Raw genomic sequence first — 14,910 nt, forward strand, 5'->3', positions numbered from 1 at the left:
TTTAACTCGAAGAAATGAATTTAAAAGTGGATAAGTTTTTTAAATTTAAATGATCGAGTTATCTAGTATTGTATTTTTGAATTTAAATTGGGCTTGTTGATAACTTTTAAATTTAAAATAAAGCCTGAATTATGAATTTAAAAGCAGTGTTTTAAATTTAAAACCAAGAAATGAATTCAAAGTTACGTTTCCAAACTATACATCTTCATAGAGCGTGTTAAGGTGGAGAGGAAATTTAAATTCAAAAGTTTTGGTTCAGTCATGAAACGTCATTTTTCTTTTTTTCTAGGCACTGCCTTATTTACTTTTTTCAATCAGGCGCATGCTGAGCTGGTGATTAACGGTGCAACGGTTTCGACACCCACCACAACAGCAGCTGTTGCCAGTAGTAATTATACGCCAAATTCCAATTTTCAGGGCTGTATTGCCAATTTACGTTCACAGGCAATCGCATCGGGTGTATCAGGCGCAACCTATGATCGCTATACACAAAATTTGACGCCAGACTACTCTGTCATTGATAAATTAAATTATCAGCCTGAATTTTCGACCCCGATCTGGGATTATTTATCTGGCCTTGTGGATAACGAACGCGTACAAGCAGGACAGCAAAAACTTACTCAACATCGTGCAGTTTTGAACCGAGTTGAGCAGGCCTATGATGTACCTGCTGAAACGGTGGTAGCTGTATGGGGTGTAGAAAGTAATTATGGTGATATTTCGGGTAAATATCCTTTATTACAGGCATTGGGTACTTTGAGTTGTGAAGGTCGTCGTCAAAGTTATTTCCGTGGTGAGTTTTTTGCCACCATGCGTATTTTACAACGTGGTGATTTAACCCAAGACCAACTTTATGGTTCATGGGCAGGGGCTTTTGGTCATACTCAGTTTATGCCATCCACGTATGAGCGCTTAGCCGTAGATTTTGATGGCGATGGTCGTCGTGATTTGGTTTCAAGTACTACGGATGCCTTAGCTTCAACAGCTAATTTCCTAAAACGAGCAGGGTGGCAAACCGGTATGCCATGGGGCTTTGAGGTTAAAATCCCGCAAGGCATGTCGATCTCTGGTGAAAGTCGTCGTAATAAGAAAGCACTGAACAGCTGGATTGCGCAAGGGGTCACCCGTGCGGATGGCACCGCGTTAATTCAAGGCAATTTATCTGGCAGTACACCAGCAGGTTTGATTTCACCAGCGGGTGCCAATGGCCCATTATTTCTGGTATTTAAAAACTTCGATGCAATTTATAGCTATAACGCGGCTGAAAGCTATGGATTAGCCATTGCGCATTTATCGGATCGTTTACGTGGTGGTACGCCATTTTTAACCGCTTGGCCAACCGATGATGCAGGGACATCCCGTGCAGAACGTCGTGAAATTCAACAGTTTTTAGTACAGCGTGGCTATGATATTGGTGCAGTCGATGGGTTGATTGGCGATAAAAGTCGTCAGGCCATTCGTCAAGAACAGAGCCGTCTCGGTTTAAACCAGACTGGACGTGCAGGGCAGCAGATTTTACGTGCGTTCCGTCAGGAACAAGCGAAGCAAATGATGCAGTAAATCTATATCAGATGAAATAAAAAAAGGTCTGCCCATGGGCAGACCTTTTTTAATTAAGGGGCAGCATCTAATTTAACGGCTTCTAAAATATCAAAAATTACCGCTGTGACATCTTGGCTTAAATCACGATCATTAAAGATTTCATAAGCGGTGATAGTGACATCGGTATCACTTGGTAATTGTTTTTGTTCTTCTTCAATCAAGTGCTCGATAGGCAATAGCGTTTGTTTGATTTCAAGATGCAATACTTCATCATAAGCAAGATTTTCATCTTCAAGCTCTAACTCTTGCTCATTGAAATAAGGAATTAAGATGGCATGGAGATAAGGGCTAATATCTTGAATATTCAAGAGTTCGATATCACGAGTCTGTTCAATCGTACTGATGTGGTCGTTCACTTCAATTAAGATATGATAATAACTCATGCTGATCTCCATTAAGGCTAAGATGATGTTTTATCATCACAATAACATGAATAAATCAAAACAATCGACCCATTCTTGTTATTGCTTAGCAGATCATCTTATATCGACCTATTATGTTCGATTAATCCGCTAAACCTAATAGCTTTAGATCAGTCTCAGTCAGTTGAAAATCTTTTGCATCCTGATCTTTAATCCGTGGATACATCAAAGATCTTGGATCACGGGTATGTTTTAGACCCAAAGCATGACCAAATTCGTGTGCTAAGGTTAAACGTAAGTCATCAGTTGATGAAAATTCATAAATAAAAATCTGCTTTCCATCAAATTGACCTTTGTGTAGCACTTCAGGCTTAAACGTCTCATTAAACTCATTTACAGAAGCACTTAACTGTTGATGGACTTGTTTCGATTTTTCAGCCTTTTCCTGAGTTTGCTGAACTTTATGGTTGTATTCAGTAATCTTTGCCTGCAATTTCTGGGCTTGTTGCTGCAACTGTTGTTGCTGTTTTTGCAGTGCAGCGAACAATGCTTTATTGTTGCTGTCTGCCTTATATTGCGCTAAGCCTTGTTGATATTGTTGGGCCTGATTTTCGTAGGCTTTCTTTTGTAGTTCAAGTTGAGCATTGCTTTCTGCTAAATCAGCATTGGTTCTCTGCAATTTCTCATTTCTATTCAACCAATTCTGTTGTTCTTGCTCAAGTTGACTCAAACTTTCAGCACGTTTCATGCTACGAATTTGACGTTGGTCAAAAACCAGATTAATCACAAAATCTGCGTCAGGATCATACACAAAATATTTTTGCCCCGTGTTCTTTTCCCAAATTGCAGCAGCTTGTTTACTTAAGTCGATCATTTGTTGTTGATCGATGTTCAAACGCGGGTCAAGTTCAGCAATACGATAACGTAAAGGTTGTTCTGTGTTATAGCGAACTTGCGACTGTGCTGGAGCAGTCGAGCTAATTTTAGCAAAAGTCGAGACTGGGGCTAGCAAGGTAAAACATGCAGCCATAAGGAGAGATAAAAGACGCATAATAGGAGATAAAGCTTGAAAGAGGTCACATTTTAGTCAAAAAAAATCAGTAGTCAAATTGATGGAAGATCGTTCAATTTATGAGTTTTAACGATATTTCTGGAAAATGAATAAAAATACATTTGTAGACATATTGGTAAAAAATCGTGCAAAAAAAACAGGATTTGTTTATTAAATGATCTAAAACCAATGCGAGAACAACTGTTTATTTTTTATTTTTAATGCATTAAATCTTTAATCGATGATCAAAGTAAGCTTCAAAAATATTTTTTACATCTAAAAAAATACATTCTATTTCACATAAAATATTTATTTATTTGTACAAAAACTATACTTAGAGTCTAGTCAATGTTAATTCTTGTAAAGAAAAACCTGCTGTTGCTATCAATAAATGGCTTTTACCAAATCCTTATCAGAATCAGTGAGTGCAAATTGCTGAAAGTTTTGTTTTTGAATCACAGGGTACATCAGTGAGCGCGGATCATTGGTATGCTCTAAACCGAGTGCATGACCAAATTCATGTGCTAAGGTCAAACGCAGATCATTGGTAGAAGAAAATTCATAAATCAGAATCTGTTTGCCGTTGAAATGGCCTTTATGGAATAAGTGGGGCTGAAACACTTGATTAAATTGACTTGCTGACGCAACCAGTTGTTGATTGTTCTGATTTAAACTCTGGATACGTTGATTGAGTTGTTGGGTACGTTGATTATGTTCTTGAACTTCCTGCTGCAGTGCCAAAGACTGTTGTTGTAATGCTTTTTGTCTTTGTGAAAATTGTTGTGCCAAGTCTTTGGAACTGGAACGGCTTTGATTGAAGCGCTGTACTTCTGCATTATAGTGCTGGAATTGGGCAGCGAGTTGAGCCTGTTTAGTGGCAATCAAAGCGGTCGTTTTTTGGATTTCATCTTTGGCCTGTTTTAATTGTTGATTCAGCGTTTCCCATTGCTTTTGTTGCTGTTTCAGCTGATCTAAGCCTTGTAGTCGCTCAGCACTGCGTTGTTGACGCTCATCAAAGACTAAATGAATGCTGAATTCAGCTTGTGGATCATAAATAAAGTTTTGTTGTCCTGTTTCTTGTTCCCAAAGCTTGGCTGCTTGCTGGGTGAGTTCGAGGACTTGTTGTTGACTTAAATTAAAGCGTGGATCAATGTCGGCAATACGATAATGCACTATTTTTTTTGTGGCTTGGTGCTGATGTCCATCCGTATGATTGATATTTGCTTGAGCGCTGCTGAACTGAGGTAGGCTCACACTCAAACAAGCAATAAAGAATGCTAGATAATGAACTCGCATGCTGAAATCCCCCCAAATAAAACTTATTTTTCATCATTATTTTGTGGGCGTCAAAATGCTATGTATTTAATAAATAAAACTAAAAAATGTGATTTTGTTCTAATAAATAAAAAATTGAATCGAGTGATTTACACAATAAAAAAATGAAGAACATGTTTGTTTTTTGATCGTAAGTTAAAAAATATCAACGGATTAAATTGATAATGGCAAAAAATCCTCGAGCAGAGAGCGAAAAAATGGCCAATTGTTAACTTTTGTAAAATTTATCCAAAGTTGAAAAGTTTTTTACTTTATAGTTAAAAATTGCTGGATTGTGACATTTATAGTCCATCCAATTTGAGTCGTTTTTTCGAGAGATCAGACCATAACAATGTGTTGGGACTATCTTGCTAATAAAAGAGAGAGGTCTGCTTGGGTCAAACGGAAATGCGCGGTATCTTGATCTTTCATAATAGGATGCATGAGTGCTTGTGGATCATCAGCATGTTGTAGCCCCAATGCATGGCCAAACTCATGTGCGATGGTTAAACGTAAGTCATCTGTTGATTCAAATTCGTAAATTAATATTTGTTTGCCATTAAATAAGCCCTTATGAAATAAATGGGGTTTAAAGCGTTGCTTATATTGACTGACGGAGGCATTGAGCTGCTGGTCTAAAGCATTGAGTTCATCAACCTGCTGATTTAACTGCATGATTCTCTGATTATATTGAGCAATTTCTTGTTGTAATGTTTGCACATTCTGCTCTAAATCCCGCTGCCGTTGCTGAAAATATTCTGGGTTGGCAAAAGAACTGGGATGCTGTCGTGCATTTTGTTGTTCTTGATTATAGTGCTGTATTTGCTGATTCAGTTGTTGCTGTTTTAAGTCGAGAAGCTGTTTACTGCTCAGGATTTCCTGTTCAATCTGATCAAGCTGCCGCTTTTTTTCTACCCAGTGTTGTTGATTCGATTCAAGTTGGCTGAGGTGTACTCGGCGTTGTTCGCTTTCCATTTGACGCTCATCATAAATCAGGTGAATCGCGAGCTGCGCATGAGGATCGTAAACAAAATAATCTTGCCCAGTACCATCTTTCCAAATTTGTGTCGCTTGTTGGCTAATGGTTTTGACTTGCTCGATACTGAGTTTAAAACGAGGGTCAACTTCGGCAATACGATAGCGTAGACGTGTATCCAGTGGACTGGCGATACGGTCTGTCAGCGAGTTAAATTTAAGCTGAGGGTGTTGGCGGGTTTGATAGCCTGACCAAAGTAAAAAGAGTACCAATACAAGAAGGAGGAAGAATTTCATTCGCTATTTTTGGAAAATAGAGGTTGATATAGGCTTGGCACCACTAAGAATCCCCATATGAGGGTGGTGAAGATATTACCTAGCTCATAAAAAATGGCGCCAAAACCAGATATGAATGTCGAAGCATAGCTTGGTAAAAGATAAATAAGTAACAGTGGGAAAAAACTATAGACGTAAAGCTTTCTTGCCCATTGTTTAAATAAAAGTAAGCCGATGAATACAATAACAAAACCAAGCATAAGTATGCCTGAGATGACAAGTTCCCAGTTCTGAGGATCTCTTGATACGAGTTCGCTTATTGCAATGGATGTTTCATTGTAAGCATCAAATATTGAGCTTATGAGAAAACTAAGCAGTGAAAATATAAGCATTAATCTAAATCTAGTTTTGCTAATGACATGATCTGTTTTCATCTTTAATCTAAGTATCATTTTTTTAATAATTGGGATTATACCGAAAATAATTTCATGTGCATTAAGCCAATATTATTCTATTAAACTCGATTTGCTTAAGGTTTAGGTTTAGTATTTTATGTGGGGTTAACTCATACACGGGTTATATGGTGGGTGAGACAATTCATTCTGACAATTAAAATAAAATGCAAAGGAATATGCATGCTGAAATATCTACTCAAAGCGCCTGAGGCTGCATGGGCGGTGGCTTCGCCCGCACCAGCAAAGGCAGAAAATCTAAAAATTAAATATTTGGGGACTGCAGGGTTTATTCTGTCTGATAATAATCGAACCTTAGTGCTTGATCCTTTTATTAGCCGTCCAAGTCTTTGGCAGACCTTTACTCAACCTTTATCTAGCGATCCAGCATTGGTCAAACACTATATCCCTGATGCAGATGAGGTACTGATTGGCCATGCACATTATGACCATATTCTGGATGCTGCAGAAGTGTGTAAACAAACAGGCGCTCGCTTGATTGGTTCACAAGCCAGTGTGATGTATGGACGCTCAGCAGGTTTAGCTGAGCAACAGATATATGAGACAAAGGGAAGGGAAGTGATTCGCTGCGGGAAGTGGCAAGTGATTGGTTTACCTTCAATCCATGGTAAGGCTCTATTTGGTCGTGTTCCATTGCCAGGAGATATGACTGCACCGCCACCATATCCACCGAAGTTTCATCAGTTACGACATGGTTTGGTCTTGAATTGGTGGATTGATACAGGACAACTGCGCGTTGTTCACATTGATTCCGCCGCTTTTATCGAGCAAGAGTTGCAGGGCAAACAAGCTGATATCGTGTGTCTGTGTGCGATTGGGCGTAAATATCGCCCGAATTATGTCAAAGATGTGGTGCGACTACTGAAACCGAAATACATTATTCCATGTCATTGGGATAGCATGGTGACGCCGATTGATGACGTTCCTCAGTTGTTGCCAGGGGTGAATATTCCTGAGTTTATTGAAGAAATAAAAGCCTGTGGTGTAATACCTTTGTTTATGCCGATTTTGGGTGAGCTGTATTTTGAGCAATCTAAATCAACCTAATCGCCACTTTCTATACATTGGTTTTAATTCATTGTTCGTAGCCCAACAAGGGGCTCCATGCTGCATTATAAAAATTTAATGCAAAAAAAACCGCGCTTGCGCGCGGTTTTTTTTAAAGAGACAAATTATTTTTTGTCATCTTTTACTTCTGTGAATTCAGCATCTACAACGCCATCGTCCGCTTTTTGTTGTTGACCCGCATCACCACCTTGGAATGCATTTGGATCAAAACCTTCTGCGCCGCCAGCACCTTGTGCTTGTTCATAAGCACGTTGAGTGATTGGCATTAAGATGTTTTGTAAAGCTTCAGTTTTCGCTTTGATGTCTTCAACATCATTTTCTTTCGTTGCTGCTTCAAGCTCAGAAACCGCAGTTGTGATCGCAGTTTTTTCATCTTCAGTAACTTTGTCACCAAGATCTTTTACTGCTTTCGTCGAGCTAGAAACGAGCGCATCTGCTTCGTTACGTGCTTTCGCTAACTCTTCAAACTTACGATCTTCTTCAGCATTCGCTTCAGCATCTTTAATCATTGCTTCGATTTCAGCATCAGACAAACCTGAGTTTGCTTTAATCTGGATCGATTGCTCTTTACCCGTGCTCTTATCTTTAGCCGATACTTTCAAGATACCATCAGCATTGATGTCGAACGATACTTCAATTTGCGGTACACCACGTGGAGCAGGTGGGATATCGCCTAACTGGAAGTTACCCAACAATTTGTTTTGTTGAGCCATTTTACGTTCACCTTGGAACACTGAAATGTCTACAGCAGGTTGGTTATCAGCAGCAGTAGAGAATACTTGAGATTTCTTCGCAGGAATCGTCGTGTTTTTCTCAATAATCGCTGTTAATACGCCACCCATGGTTTCGATACCAAGTGTTAACGGTGTTACGTCTAATAAAAGTACGTCAGTTTTGTCACCAGACAATACCGCACCTTGAATCGCAGCACCAATCGCAACCGCTTCGTCTGGGTTCACGTCTTTACGTGGCTCTTTACCGAAGAATTCTTGTACTTTTTGTTGTACAAGTGGCATACGTGACTGACCGCCCACCAAGATCACGTCAGAGATGTCAGACGTCGAAAGACCCGCATCTTTAAGTGCAATACGGCAAGGCTCAATCGTACGAGCAACTAAGTCAGCAACCAAACCTTCAAGTTTTGCACGAGTTACGTTGATCACTAAGTGTTTAGGACCAGTCGCATCAGCCGTGATGTATGGAAGGTTGATTTCAGTTGCATTTGATGAAGAAAGCTCGATTTTTGCTTTTTCAGCAGCTTCTTTCAAACGTTGTAACGCAAGTGGATCATTTTTCAAGTTCACACTTTGTTCTTTCTTGAACTCTTCAACCAAGAATTCAATTAATGCGTTATCAAAGTCTTCACCACCAAGGAAAGTATCACCATTTGTAGATAACACTTCGATTTGTTGGTCGCCATCAAGGTCAGCGATTTCAATGATTGATACGTCGAATGTACCACCACCTAAGTCGTAAACCGCAATTTTACGATCGCCTTCTTTTTTGTCCATACCGAACGCAAGTGCCGCAGCAGTTGGTTCGTTGATGATACGTTTAACATCAAGACCTGCAATTTTACCTGCATCTTTAGTTGCTTGACGTTGTGCATCGTTAAAGTAAGCAGGAACAGTAATCACTGCTTCAGTTACTGTTTCACCTAAATAGTCTTCTGCAGTTTTCTTCATCTTTTTCAAGATTTCAGCAGAGATTTGTTGAGGTGCTAATTTTTTATCGTTTACTTCAACCCAAGCATCGCCATTGTCTGCTTTGATGATTTTGTAAGGCACAAGACCGATATCTTTTTGTACCGCTTGATCTTCGTAGCGACGACCGATTAAACGCTTGATTGCGAATAATGTATTTTTCGGGTTAGTTACCGCTTGGCGTTTCGCGCTTTGACCCACAAGGATCTCGCCATCTTTATATGCAATGATCGATGGAGTTGTACGCGTACCTTCTGCGTTTTCGATTACTTTTACTTTATCGCCTTCAAGTACAGCAACACATGAGTTGGTAGTACCTAAGTCAATACCAATAATTTTTGCCATTGTTTGTGTTCCTCTAAAATTTTGTTGCAATGTTTTGCTTGTTATTCGATATGAGAGTCAATTGGTATTTTTCAAGCATTTTTATGAAAAAAAATCAAAAAACTCTCAGATTCGTACGCTTTTGAGCAAATAAACGCTTTGCTTACGTAGATTATTGACCCACCATCACCATCGCTGGGCGAAGTAAACGGCCATTTAAGGTATAACCTTTCTGTAAAACAGTACCAATTTGATTGGCTTTGGCATTCGGATCGATACCTACGGCTTGGTGTAAATCCGCATTGAAACCATTTTGAGTATCTGCTTCGACTACGCCAAACTTCTCAAGCGTGGTGAGTAGTGATTTCAAAGTCAGCTTAATCCCTTCAAGTACAGGTGTTTCTTCTTCACCCGCAGCCTGAATTGCACGTTCTAGGTTATCGACAGAATCCAATAATTCTTTCGCAAATTTTTCCAGCACAGTCTCTTTATGCTTTTCAGACTCACGTTGAATACGTTCAACACTCTTTTGTGCTTCATAAACAGCATTGGCTGTACGTGCTTTTTCGAGTTTTAAGCTTTCTTCGAGTTTGGTGATTTGAGCTTGTAAATCTTCAACGCTAAGCTCGTTTGCTTGCTCTACACCTTCAGCTTGAGTTTGTTCAGTTTGTTGCTCATTTTGAATGTCTTGAGCTTGCTCATTGTGCTCATTAGCCATTGATGATCTCCGTTGAAAAAAGTTCTTAAACATGTACAGTCCTTCTGGCGTTAATGCTCATAGGGTTAAACCCGAACTGCCACATCTTGGTCATTCATAGATAGGGATGAAGTATGGGCAACGCGACAAAATTCAAGCGTTCAGGTCGATTTAAATCTTTTAATTTTGCTGATTTAAGTAAAAATTTAAGTTTTCAATCACAAAAGCAATAAATTCTTGGGTGATTTTCGGTAAATGTTGTCTGGATGCATAAACCAAAGATAAGGTGAGATCGGGTGCCGAAAAATCGGTAAACACCTGTTGCAAACGTTGTTGAGCAATATCTTTACGCACCAGCAACGTTGGCAGCATCGCAATCCCTTGGGCTTTAAGACACATCTGATAAAGCGCAATCACATCATTGCTTTTAAACGTAACATTTAAAGGGTAGTTCTGGGGTTGCTGATCTGTATCAAATAAGGTCCAGTATTGGTTATGTGTGTGATGGGCTATACATTCATGTTGAATGAGTTGACTGGGATGTAACAGGGGAGTGTGGTCTTGTAAGTAATGTGGGTGTGCGCAAAAGGTGGATTCAATTTGACAGACTGGGCGGGCAATCAGTCCTTCTGCGACTTTCTGAGTAATCCTCAAAGCAAGATCCACATGAGCATCCATGAGGTCAACAGTATTCTCTGTGAGATACACATCAAAATGAATCTGGGGATAGCGTTTTTTAAATTGCTTAATACATTCATTCACACCAAGCTGAAATAAAAATAAGCCACAGGTAAAACGAATCGTGCCACTGTGCTGTTCTGGCGCGGCTAAGCCTTCTAATAGTTGTTGCTGTTGTAAAATATTTTCGCAGTAGACCAGCGCTTTCTCACCAGCAGGGGTGAGTGAAACTTTACGGGTATTGCGTTGAAACAGACGCGTCGAAAAAGTTTGTTCGAGATGGTCTAAGTAACGGGAGACCATCGCTTTAGAATAATCGAGATGTTCAGCAGCTTTGCTCAGATTGCCTTGATGCGCAATACAAACAAAGACTTGGATCGCTTTTAATGTGTCCATCGTTATTATCATTGTTGCAAGATATGCAACATTTTATCTTAGTTTAGAGTGTTTATTCAGCAATAATTGCAATTTAAAGTGTCTCTTATCAGATTGGAGACGATAAGATGAATACCAAACCTTATATTATTGCTTTATCAACTTTGGCAGCAACATCTGCTGCTTTCGCACAAGATTTAAAAATCCAAAACTTTTTGGCTCAACCTGAGCACTTCGGTGTGACTTCAACCTTGATTGAAGGTGATAAAGAAGTGTTATTGGTGAATGCGCAATTTTCTAAATCGGAAGCATTGCGTATTGCGGCCGATATCTTAGATAGCGGTAAAACCTTAAAAACCATTTTTGTCAGCTATGGTGATCCAGACTTCTATTTTGGTTTAGATGTGTTTAAGCAATATTTCCCGAACGTGCAGGTGATTGCGACTCCTGAAACGGTGAAGCATATTCAGGATACGCAAGCACTGAAAGTACAGTACTGGGGACCAAAAATGGGTGCCAATGCACCGAGCAAAATTATTGTTCCGCAAGCGTATACGGCTAAAACCTTAAAATTAGAAAATGAAAATATCGAAATCAAAGGTAAGAAAGAACTGACTTATTTATGGATTCCGAGTGCCAAAGCAGTTGTCGGTGGTATTCCAGTATCATCGGGTATTCATCTGTGGACTGCGGATACCCCAACAGCCAAAGATCGTGCAGAAGTGGTACAGACTTTAGAGAGTATCAAAGCCTTAAATCCACAAGTGGTGGTGCCTGCACATATGAAAGTAGGCGCAGCGGAAGGTCTTGATGCGGTGAATTTCTCAATTGATTATTTAAAGCAATATGAGAAAGCGGTAAAAGCCAGCAAAAATTCAGCTGAATTAATTGGAATTATGCAAAAACAGTACCCAACTTTAGGCGAGTCAAGCAGTTTAGAGTTGGGCGCCAAAGTGGTGAAAGGCGAGATGCAATGGCCTTAAATCAAGCTAAATAAATGGAAAAACCGTGATCAGAAGTCACGGTTTTTTTATGGCTGCTACATTTATTTTTAATCAAAATTACGCAATTGTAATCTTTTAAGCAGATTGTACGGTATTTCTATGAATTATAAAAAAATAAGATAATCGCTTTTTAACTGAAAAAATAAAACTAAAAACCGTGAAATTACTTTAACTCTAATGCTTTGGCAATTTTGAATGTTTTTTTTAATATGTGAAATATGAAAAGAGTTGATTTAAGAAAAATTGCAAAATAGAGCGGCTTATATAACAAACTGCAACTAATCCGCATCACGTCCGAGAAAAAAATTGTGAATCATAGGCATCGCAAAGACAACTTTGCTTTTTGTCATAATGAAAGGAAATACGAAATGAAAAAGTTAGCATTGATTTCTGCGGTTGTAGCCGGTGTTGCATTAACAGCTGTAGGTTGCTCAACTCAAGGTGGTTTAGACGCGTCTGGCTCAGCTCAAACAACAGGTGCAAGCCCAGCAGGTGTACAAGGTGGTGTCGGCGTACAAGGTGGTTCATCAGTTGATGTTCAATCTGGTGGTGCTTCTGCTGACGTATCGGGCTCAGTTTCTGGTTCAGCAGGTACGACCGCTCAATAATTTTTTTAGAATGAAGTTAGCTTCGCATGAGATTAAACACACGATGCCGCATGCAATCTTACTAATGTACTGCTATACATTGCGCGAAGTTAACTTAATTCATAAAACTGACACTTTTAGAGTGCTATAAACTAGAACGAATTCATTCGTTCTAGTTTTATCGTTTTAACAATCTCATGTTAAAACAGCATTTAATTGACATAAAAAATAGCTGTGAATAAGCACTATGGATAATGACTTTTTGATAGTAGCCCTTTAGCGTACGACATATTTTTCAAATCTTGAACTTGATCTAAGACTTTAGAAAAGCATATAGTCGAAGACAACAAGAATTATGGACAGAGCGAAGAAGGGGACAGAAGTGACAGCATTACCTCAAAAAATTCAAACAATTTTAGACAAAGGGCAAGGCCCTGCTGCACGAGCGCTAGATAAGCTCCCCAAAATCGTACAAGAGTCTCTCGCTAAGCTTCTCGCTTATCCACACCAATATCCAGATTTAGATTCTTTTACTAAATGTCTGATGGCCGTCCAAATTAAGCAAGGGCGCATTGGCTTTATTGGTGATGATCCAATTGAGTCTCGCCGTCAGTTTGATGCGCAAATGTTGGCAATTATTAATAAACCAACATCGATTGAATCTGTTGAGGATATTCGTCTCCCTTTACAAAGTGGTACGGTCTTTGCCAGACATTATCATCCTGCACCGAATAAGAAATTGCCGATCATTGTGTTCTATCATGGTGGTGGTTTTGTGGTGGGCGGTTTGGATACCCATGATGAAGCCTGCCGTCTGATTGCCAAATATGCAAAAGTACAGGTCTTAAGTATTGATTATCCACTTGCACCAGAAGCATCACCACAACTGCTGATCAAATCATGTGAAGATGCACTGGCGTGGGTATATCAAAATCGCCGTCAATTGAAAATCTATAAGAATCGTATTGCGGTTGCAGGTGATAGTGCAGGGGGCAATATTAGTACTGTGGTTGCACAGCACTCTGTTGGTAAAGCCTATGCACCACAAGCACAATTATTGATTTATCCCGTGGTTGACTTCAAAAGCCGCCATCCTTCGTTCTATGCCTATGGAGAGGGTTTGGTGCTGACCAGTAAAGATGTGGATTATGTGACTGACTATTATGCAACACAGCATGATGTTGCATTAGATGATCCGTTGATCTCACCAACCTATGGCAGTCTTAGAAAGTTGGCGCCTGCTTATGTGATTACAGCAGGGCATGATCTATTGCATGATGAAGGTGCAATCTATAGTCATAAGCTCAGACAAAACGGGGTAAAAGTACAATACGTGGATTACCCTGATCAAACCCATGGCTTTATTAACCTCACGCCAGTCTCAAGCAAGGCAAAACGCAATACCATTGAAGTTGCCAAAAACTTTAGAAAATTTTGGGACAAACATTGTTAATAAAGTCCGAGCCGATGTTTCACGTGAAACATCGGTTTTTTGTTTTAAAGATAACAAATAGAAATAGCAAAATAGAATCAGCAAAACTAAGATGAGCGTTCACAACAAATTAATGATCAAGCCGAGAAAAGCAATGATGAAAAAGTTGTTCATGACAACAGGTTTAATTTTGGCAAGCAGCCATTTATTTGCAAATACCATGGTTGATATGAAAACCAGTATGGGCAACATCGAAATTGAACTTTTTGATGATAAAGCACCTGTGTCGGCAAAAAACTTTGAAAGCTATGTAAAAAGCAACTTCTATACAGGCACGATCTTCCATCGTGTGATTCCTGGCTTTATGGTGCAGGGCGGTGGTTTAGATGCCAATATGATTGAGAAGACAACTAAAGCACCAATCGTGAATGAGTCTGGGAACGGTTTGAAGAACACCCGCGGTACTTTAGCCATGGCACGTACCAGTAACCCGAACTCTGCAAGCAGCCAATTCTTTATTAATGTCGCAGATAATAACTTCTTAAATAAGTCACCGATGGATGCAGGTTACGCCGTATTTGGTAAAGTAACTAAAGGCATGGATATTGTCGATAAGATTGTAAATGTACCAACGGCAAACTATGGGATGCATCAAAATGTACCGAAACAACCCATTAAAATTATCAGCGTACAGATAAAGAACAGTAAGTAAAAAACAAAGCAGAAATATGTATAGAATATTTCTGCTTTAATTTTATATACTTACGAGAGTTATGCTGCTTTGTTGAACATGTTTGTGTGTAAAAAAAGAACACTTGATAAAACAAGGGTTTAAAAAGACTTGCACACTAAAAAAAATCTCCTATAATGCACTCATCCCGACGCGATGAAGCAAAAATAACTTAGCTTTAACTGGTTAAGTTGTTAAATATTTATTGCGTTAATTTACCGCTGACGAGGTGGTAAAGAGATCATTAAGAGAATAGAAG

The 14,910-nt window shown here is 39.3% G+C and carries 14 protein-coding genes; 6 read left to right on the top strand and 8 right to left on the bottom strand.

Going from position 1 to position 14,910, the window contains the following annotated elements; all coding sequences use genetic code 11:
• The first annotated feature begins 261 nt into the window (after positions 1-261).
• The gene (locus A7P54_RS01830; RefSeq protein WP_216077016.1) at positions 262-1,560 is read left to right on the top strand and encodes a lytic murein transglycosylase; all 1,299 of its coding nucleotides are present in this window, start codon (positions 262-264) and stop codon (positions 1,558-1,560) included.
• Between the two features lie 53 nt (positions 1,561-1,613).
• Here the strand turns inward: A7P54_RS01830 and A7P54_RS01835 are convergent, their stop codons facing one another.
• The 5 genes from A7P54_RS01835 to A7P54_RS01855 all read right to left on the bottom strand — a co-directional run bounded on the left by A7P54_RS01835 (position 1,614) and on the right by A7P54_RS01855 (position 6,014).
• On the bottom strand, positions 1,614-1,997 hold the full coding sequence (locus A7P54_RS01835; RefSeq protein ID WP_162180594.1) for a hypothetical protein: 384 nt from the start codon (positions 1,995-1,997) through the stop codon (positions 1,614-1,616).
• A gap of 109 nt (positions 1,998-2,106) precedes the next feature.
• A complete protein-coding gene (locus A7P54_RS01840; protein ID WP_004803277.1) occupies positions 2,107-3,015 on the bottom strand; it encodes a matrixin family metalloprotease in 909 nt (302 codons plus the stop codon).
• Positions 3,016-3,399: 384 nt separating this feature from the next.
• Positions 3,400-4,311: a matrixin family metalloprotease gene (locus A7P54_RS18790; protein ID WP_216077017.1), complete on the bottom strand. Its 912-nt coding sequence runs from the start codon at positions 4,309-4,311 to the stop codon at positions 3,400-3,402.
• 381 nt (positions 4,312-4,692) lie between these two features.
• A complete protein-coding gene (locus A7P54_RS01850) occupies positions 4,693-5,601 on the bottom strand; it encodes a matrixin family metalloprotease (protein WP_171548485.1) in 909 nt (302 codons plus the stop codon).
• A complete protein-coding gene (locus tag A7P54_RS01855; protein WP_171548486.1) occupies positions 5,598-6,014 on the bottom strand; it encodes a hypothetical protein in 417 nt (138 codons plus the stop codon). The genes A7P54_RS01850 and A7P54_RS01855 overlap by 4 nt, the downstream gene beginning before the upstream one ends.
• Positions 6,015-6,215: 201 nt before the next feature.
• Between A7P54_RS01855 and A7P54_RS01860 the strand changes: the two genes are divergently transcribed.
• Complete coding sequence (locus tag A7P54_RS01860; protein WP_171548487.1) at positions 6,216-7,100, top strand: MBL fold metallo-hydrolase; 885 nt, start codon at positions 6,216-6,218, stop codon at positions 7,098-7,100.
• A 125-nt stretch (positions 7,101-7,225) separates the two neighbouring features.
• Here A7P54_RS01860 and dnaK read toward each other — a convergent pair whose 3' ends face one another.
• The 3 genes from dnaK to A7P54_RS01875 all read right to left on the bottom strand — a co-directional run bounded on the left by dnaK (position 7,226) and on the right by A7P54_RS01875 (position 10,919).
• Positions 7,226-9,169, bottom strand: a complete 1,944-nt coding sequence (gene dnaK / locus A7P54_RS01865) for a molecular chaperone DnaK (RefSeq protein ID WP_004803271.1) — start codon at positions 9,167-9,169, stop codon at positions 7,226-7,228.
• A gap of 151 nt (positions 9,170-9,320) precedes the next feature.
• On the bottom strand, positions 9,321-9,866 hold the full coding sequence (grpE, locus tag A7P54_RS01870; protein WP_004803267.1) for a nucleotide exchange factor GrpE: 546 nt from the start codon (positions 9,864-9,866) through the stop codon (positions 9,321-9,323).
• A 159-nt stretch (positions 9,867-10,025) separates the two neighbouring features.
• Positions 10,026-10,919 (bottom strand): LysR family transcriptional regulator, encoded by an 894-nt coding sequence (locus A7P54_RS01875; RefSeq protein ID WP_005201815.1) that lies wholly within the window; start codon positions 10,917-10,919, stop codon positions 10,026-10,028.
• 107 nt (positions 10,920-11,026) lie between these two features.
• Between A7P54_RS01875 and A7P54_RS01880 the strand changes: the two genes are divergently transcribed.
• From A7P54_RS01880 to A7P54_RS01895, 4 genes are all read left to right on the top strand, one after another.
• Positions 11,027-11,881 carry an MBL fold metallo-hydrolase gene (locus A7P54_RS01880; RefSeq protein WP_171548488.1) on the top strand — a complete coding sequence of 285 codons (855 nt, stop codon included), beginning with the start codon at positions 11,027-11,029 and terminating at the stop codon, positions 11,879-11,881.
• A gap of 389 nt (positions 11,882-12,270) precedes the next feature.
• Entirely contained in the window at positions 12,271-12,510 is a 240-nt protein-coding gene (locus A7P54_RS01885; RefSeq protein ID WP_005201819.1) for a hypothetical protein, read from the top strand.
• A gap of 361 nt (positions 12,511-12,871) precedes the next feature.
• Entirely contained in the window at positions 12,872-13,942 is a 1,071-nt protein-coding gene (locus tag A7P54_RS01890) for an alpha/beta hydrolase (RefSeq protein WP_201772401.1), read from the top strand.
• Positions 13,943-14,075: 133 nt separating this feature from the next.
• Positions 14,076-14,633, top strand: a complete 558-nt coding sequence (locus A7P54_RS01895) for a peptidylprolyl isomerase (protein ID WP_005201825.1) — start codon at positions 14,076-14,078, stop codon at positions 14,631-14,633.
• Positions 14,634-14,910 lie beyond the last annotated feature (277 nt).

Origin of the sequence: Acinetobacter sp. Ac_3412 (assembly GCF_013072675.1) — a bacterium.
Classification (GTDB): Bacteria; Pseudomonadota; Gammaproteobacteria; order Pseudomonadales; family Moraxellaceae; genus Acinetobacter; species Acinetobacter higginsii.

Coding starts and splice junctions, on each gene's coding strand:
- A7P54_RS01830 (WP_216077016.1), top strand. CDS start 262: ATGAAACGTCATTTTTCTTTTTTTCTAGGCACTGCCTTATTTACTTTT.
- A7P54_RS01835 (WP_162180594.1), bottom strand. CDS start 1,997: ATGGAGATCAGCATGAGTTATTATCATATCTTAATTGAAGTGAACGAC.
- A7P54_RS01840 (WP_004803277.1), bottom strand. CDS start 3,015: ATGCGTCTTTTATCTCTCCTTATGGCTGCATGTTTTACCTTGCTAGCC.
- A7P54_RS18790 (WP_216077017.1), bottom strand. CDS start 4,311: ATGCGAGTTCATTATCTAGCATTCTTTATTGCTTGTTTGAGTGTGAGC.
- A7P54_RS01850 (WP_171548485.1), bottom strand. CDS start 5,601: ATGAAATTCTTCCTCCTTCTTGTATTGGTACTCTTTTTACTTTGGTCA.
- A7P54_RS01855 (WP_171548486.1), bottom strand. CDS start 6,014: ATGAAAACAGATCATGTCATTAGCAAAACTAGATTTAGATTAATGCTT.
- A7P54_RS01860 (WP_171548487.1), top strand. CDS start 6,216: ATGCTGAAATATCTACTCAAAGCGCCTGAGGCTGCATGGGCGGTGGCT.
- dnaK (WP_004803271.1), bottom strand. CDS start 9,169: ATGGCAAAAATTATTGGTATTGACTTAGGTACTACCAACTCATGTGTT.
- grpE (WP_004803267.1), bottom strand. CDS start 9,866: ATGGCTAATGAGCACAATGAGCAAGCTCAAGACATTCAAAATGAGCAA.
- A7P54_RS01875 (WP_005201815.1), bottom strand. CDS start 10,919: ATGGACACATTAAAAGCGATCCAAGTCTTTGTTTGTATTGCGCATCAA.
- A7P54_RS01880 (WP_171548488.1), top strand. CDS start 11,027: ATGAATACCAAACCTTATATTATTGCTTTATCAACTTTGGCAGCAACA.
- A7P54_RS01885 (WP_005201819.1), top strand. CDS start 12,271: ATGAAAAAGTTAGCATTGATTTCTGCGGTTGTAGCCGGTGTTGCATTA.
- A7P54_RS01895 (WP_005201825.1), top strand. CDS start 14,076: ATGATGAAAAAGTTGTTCATGACAACAGGTTTAATTTTGGCAAGCAGC.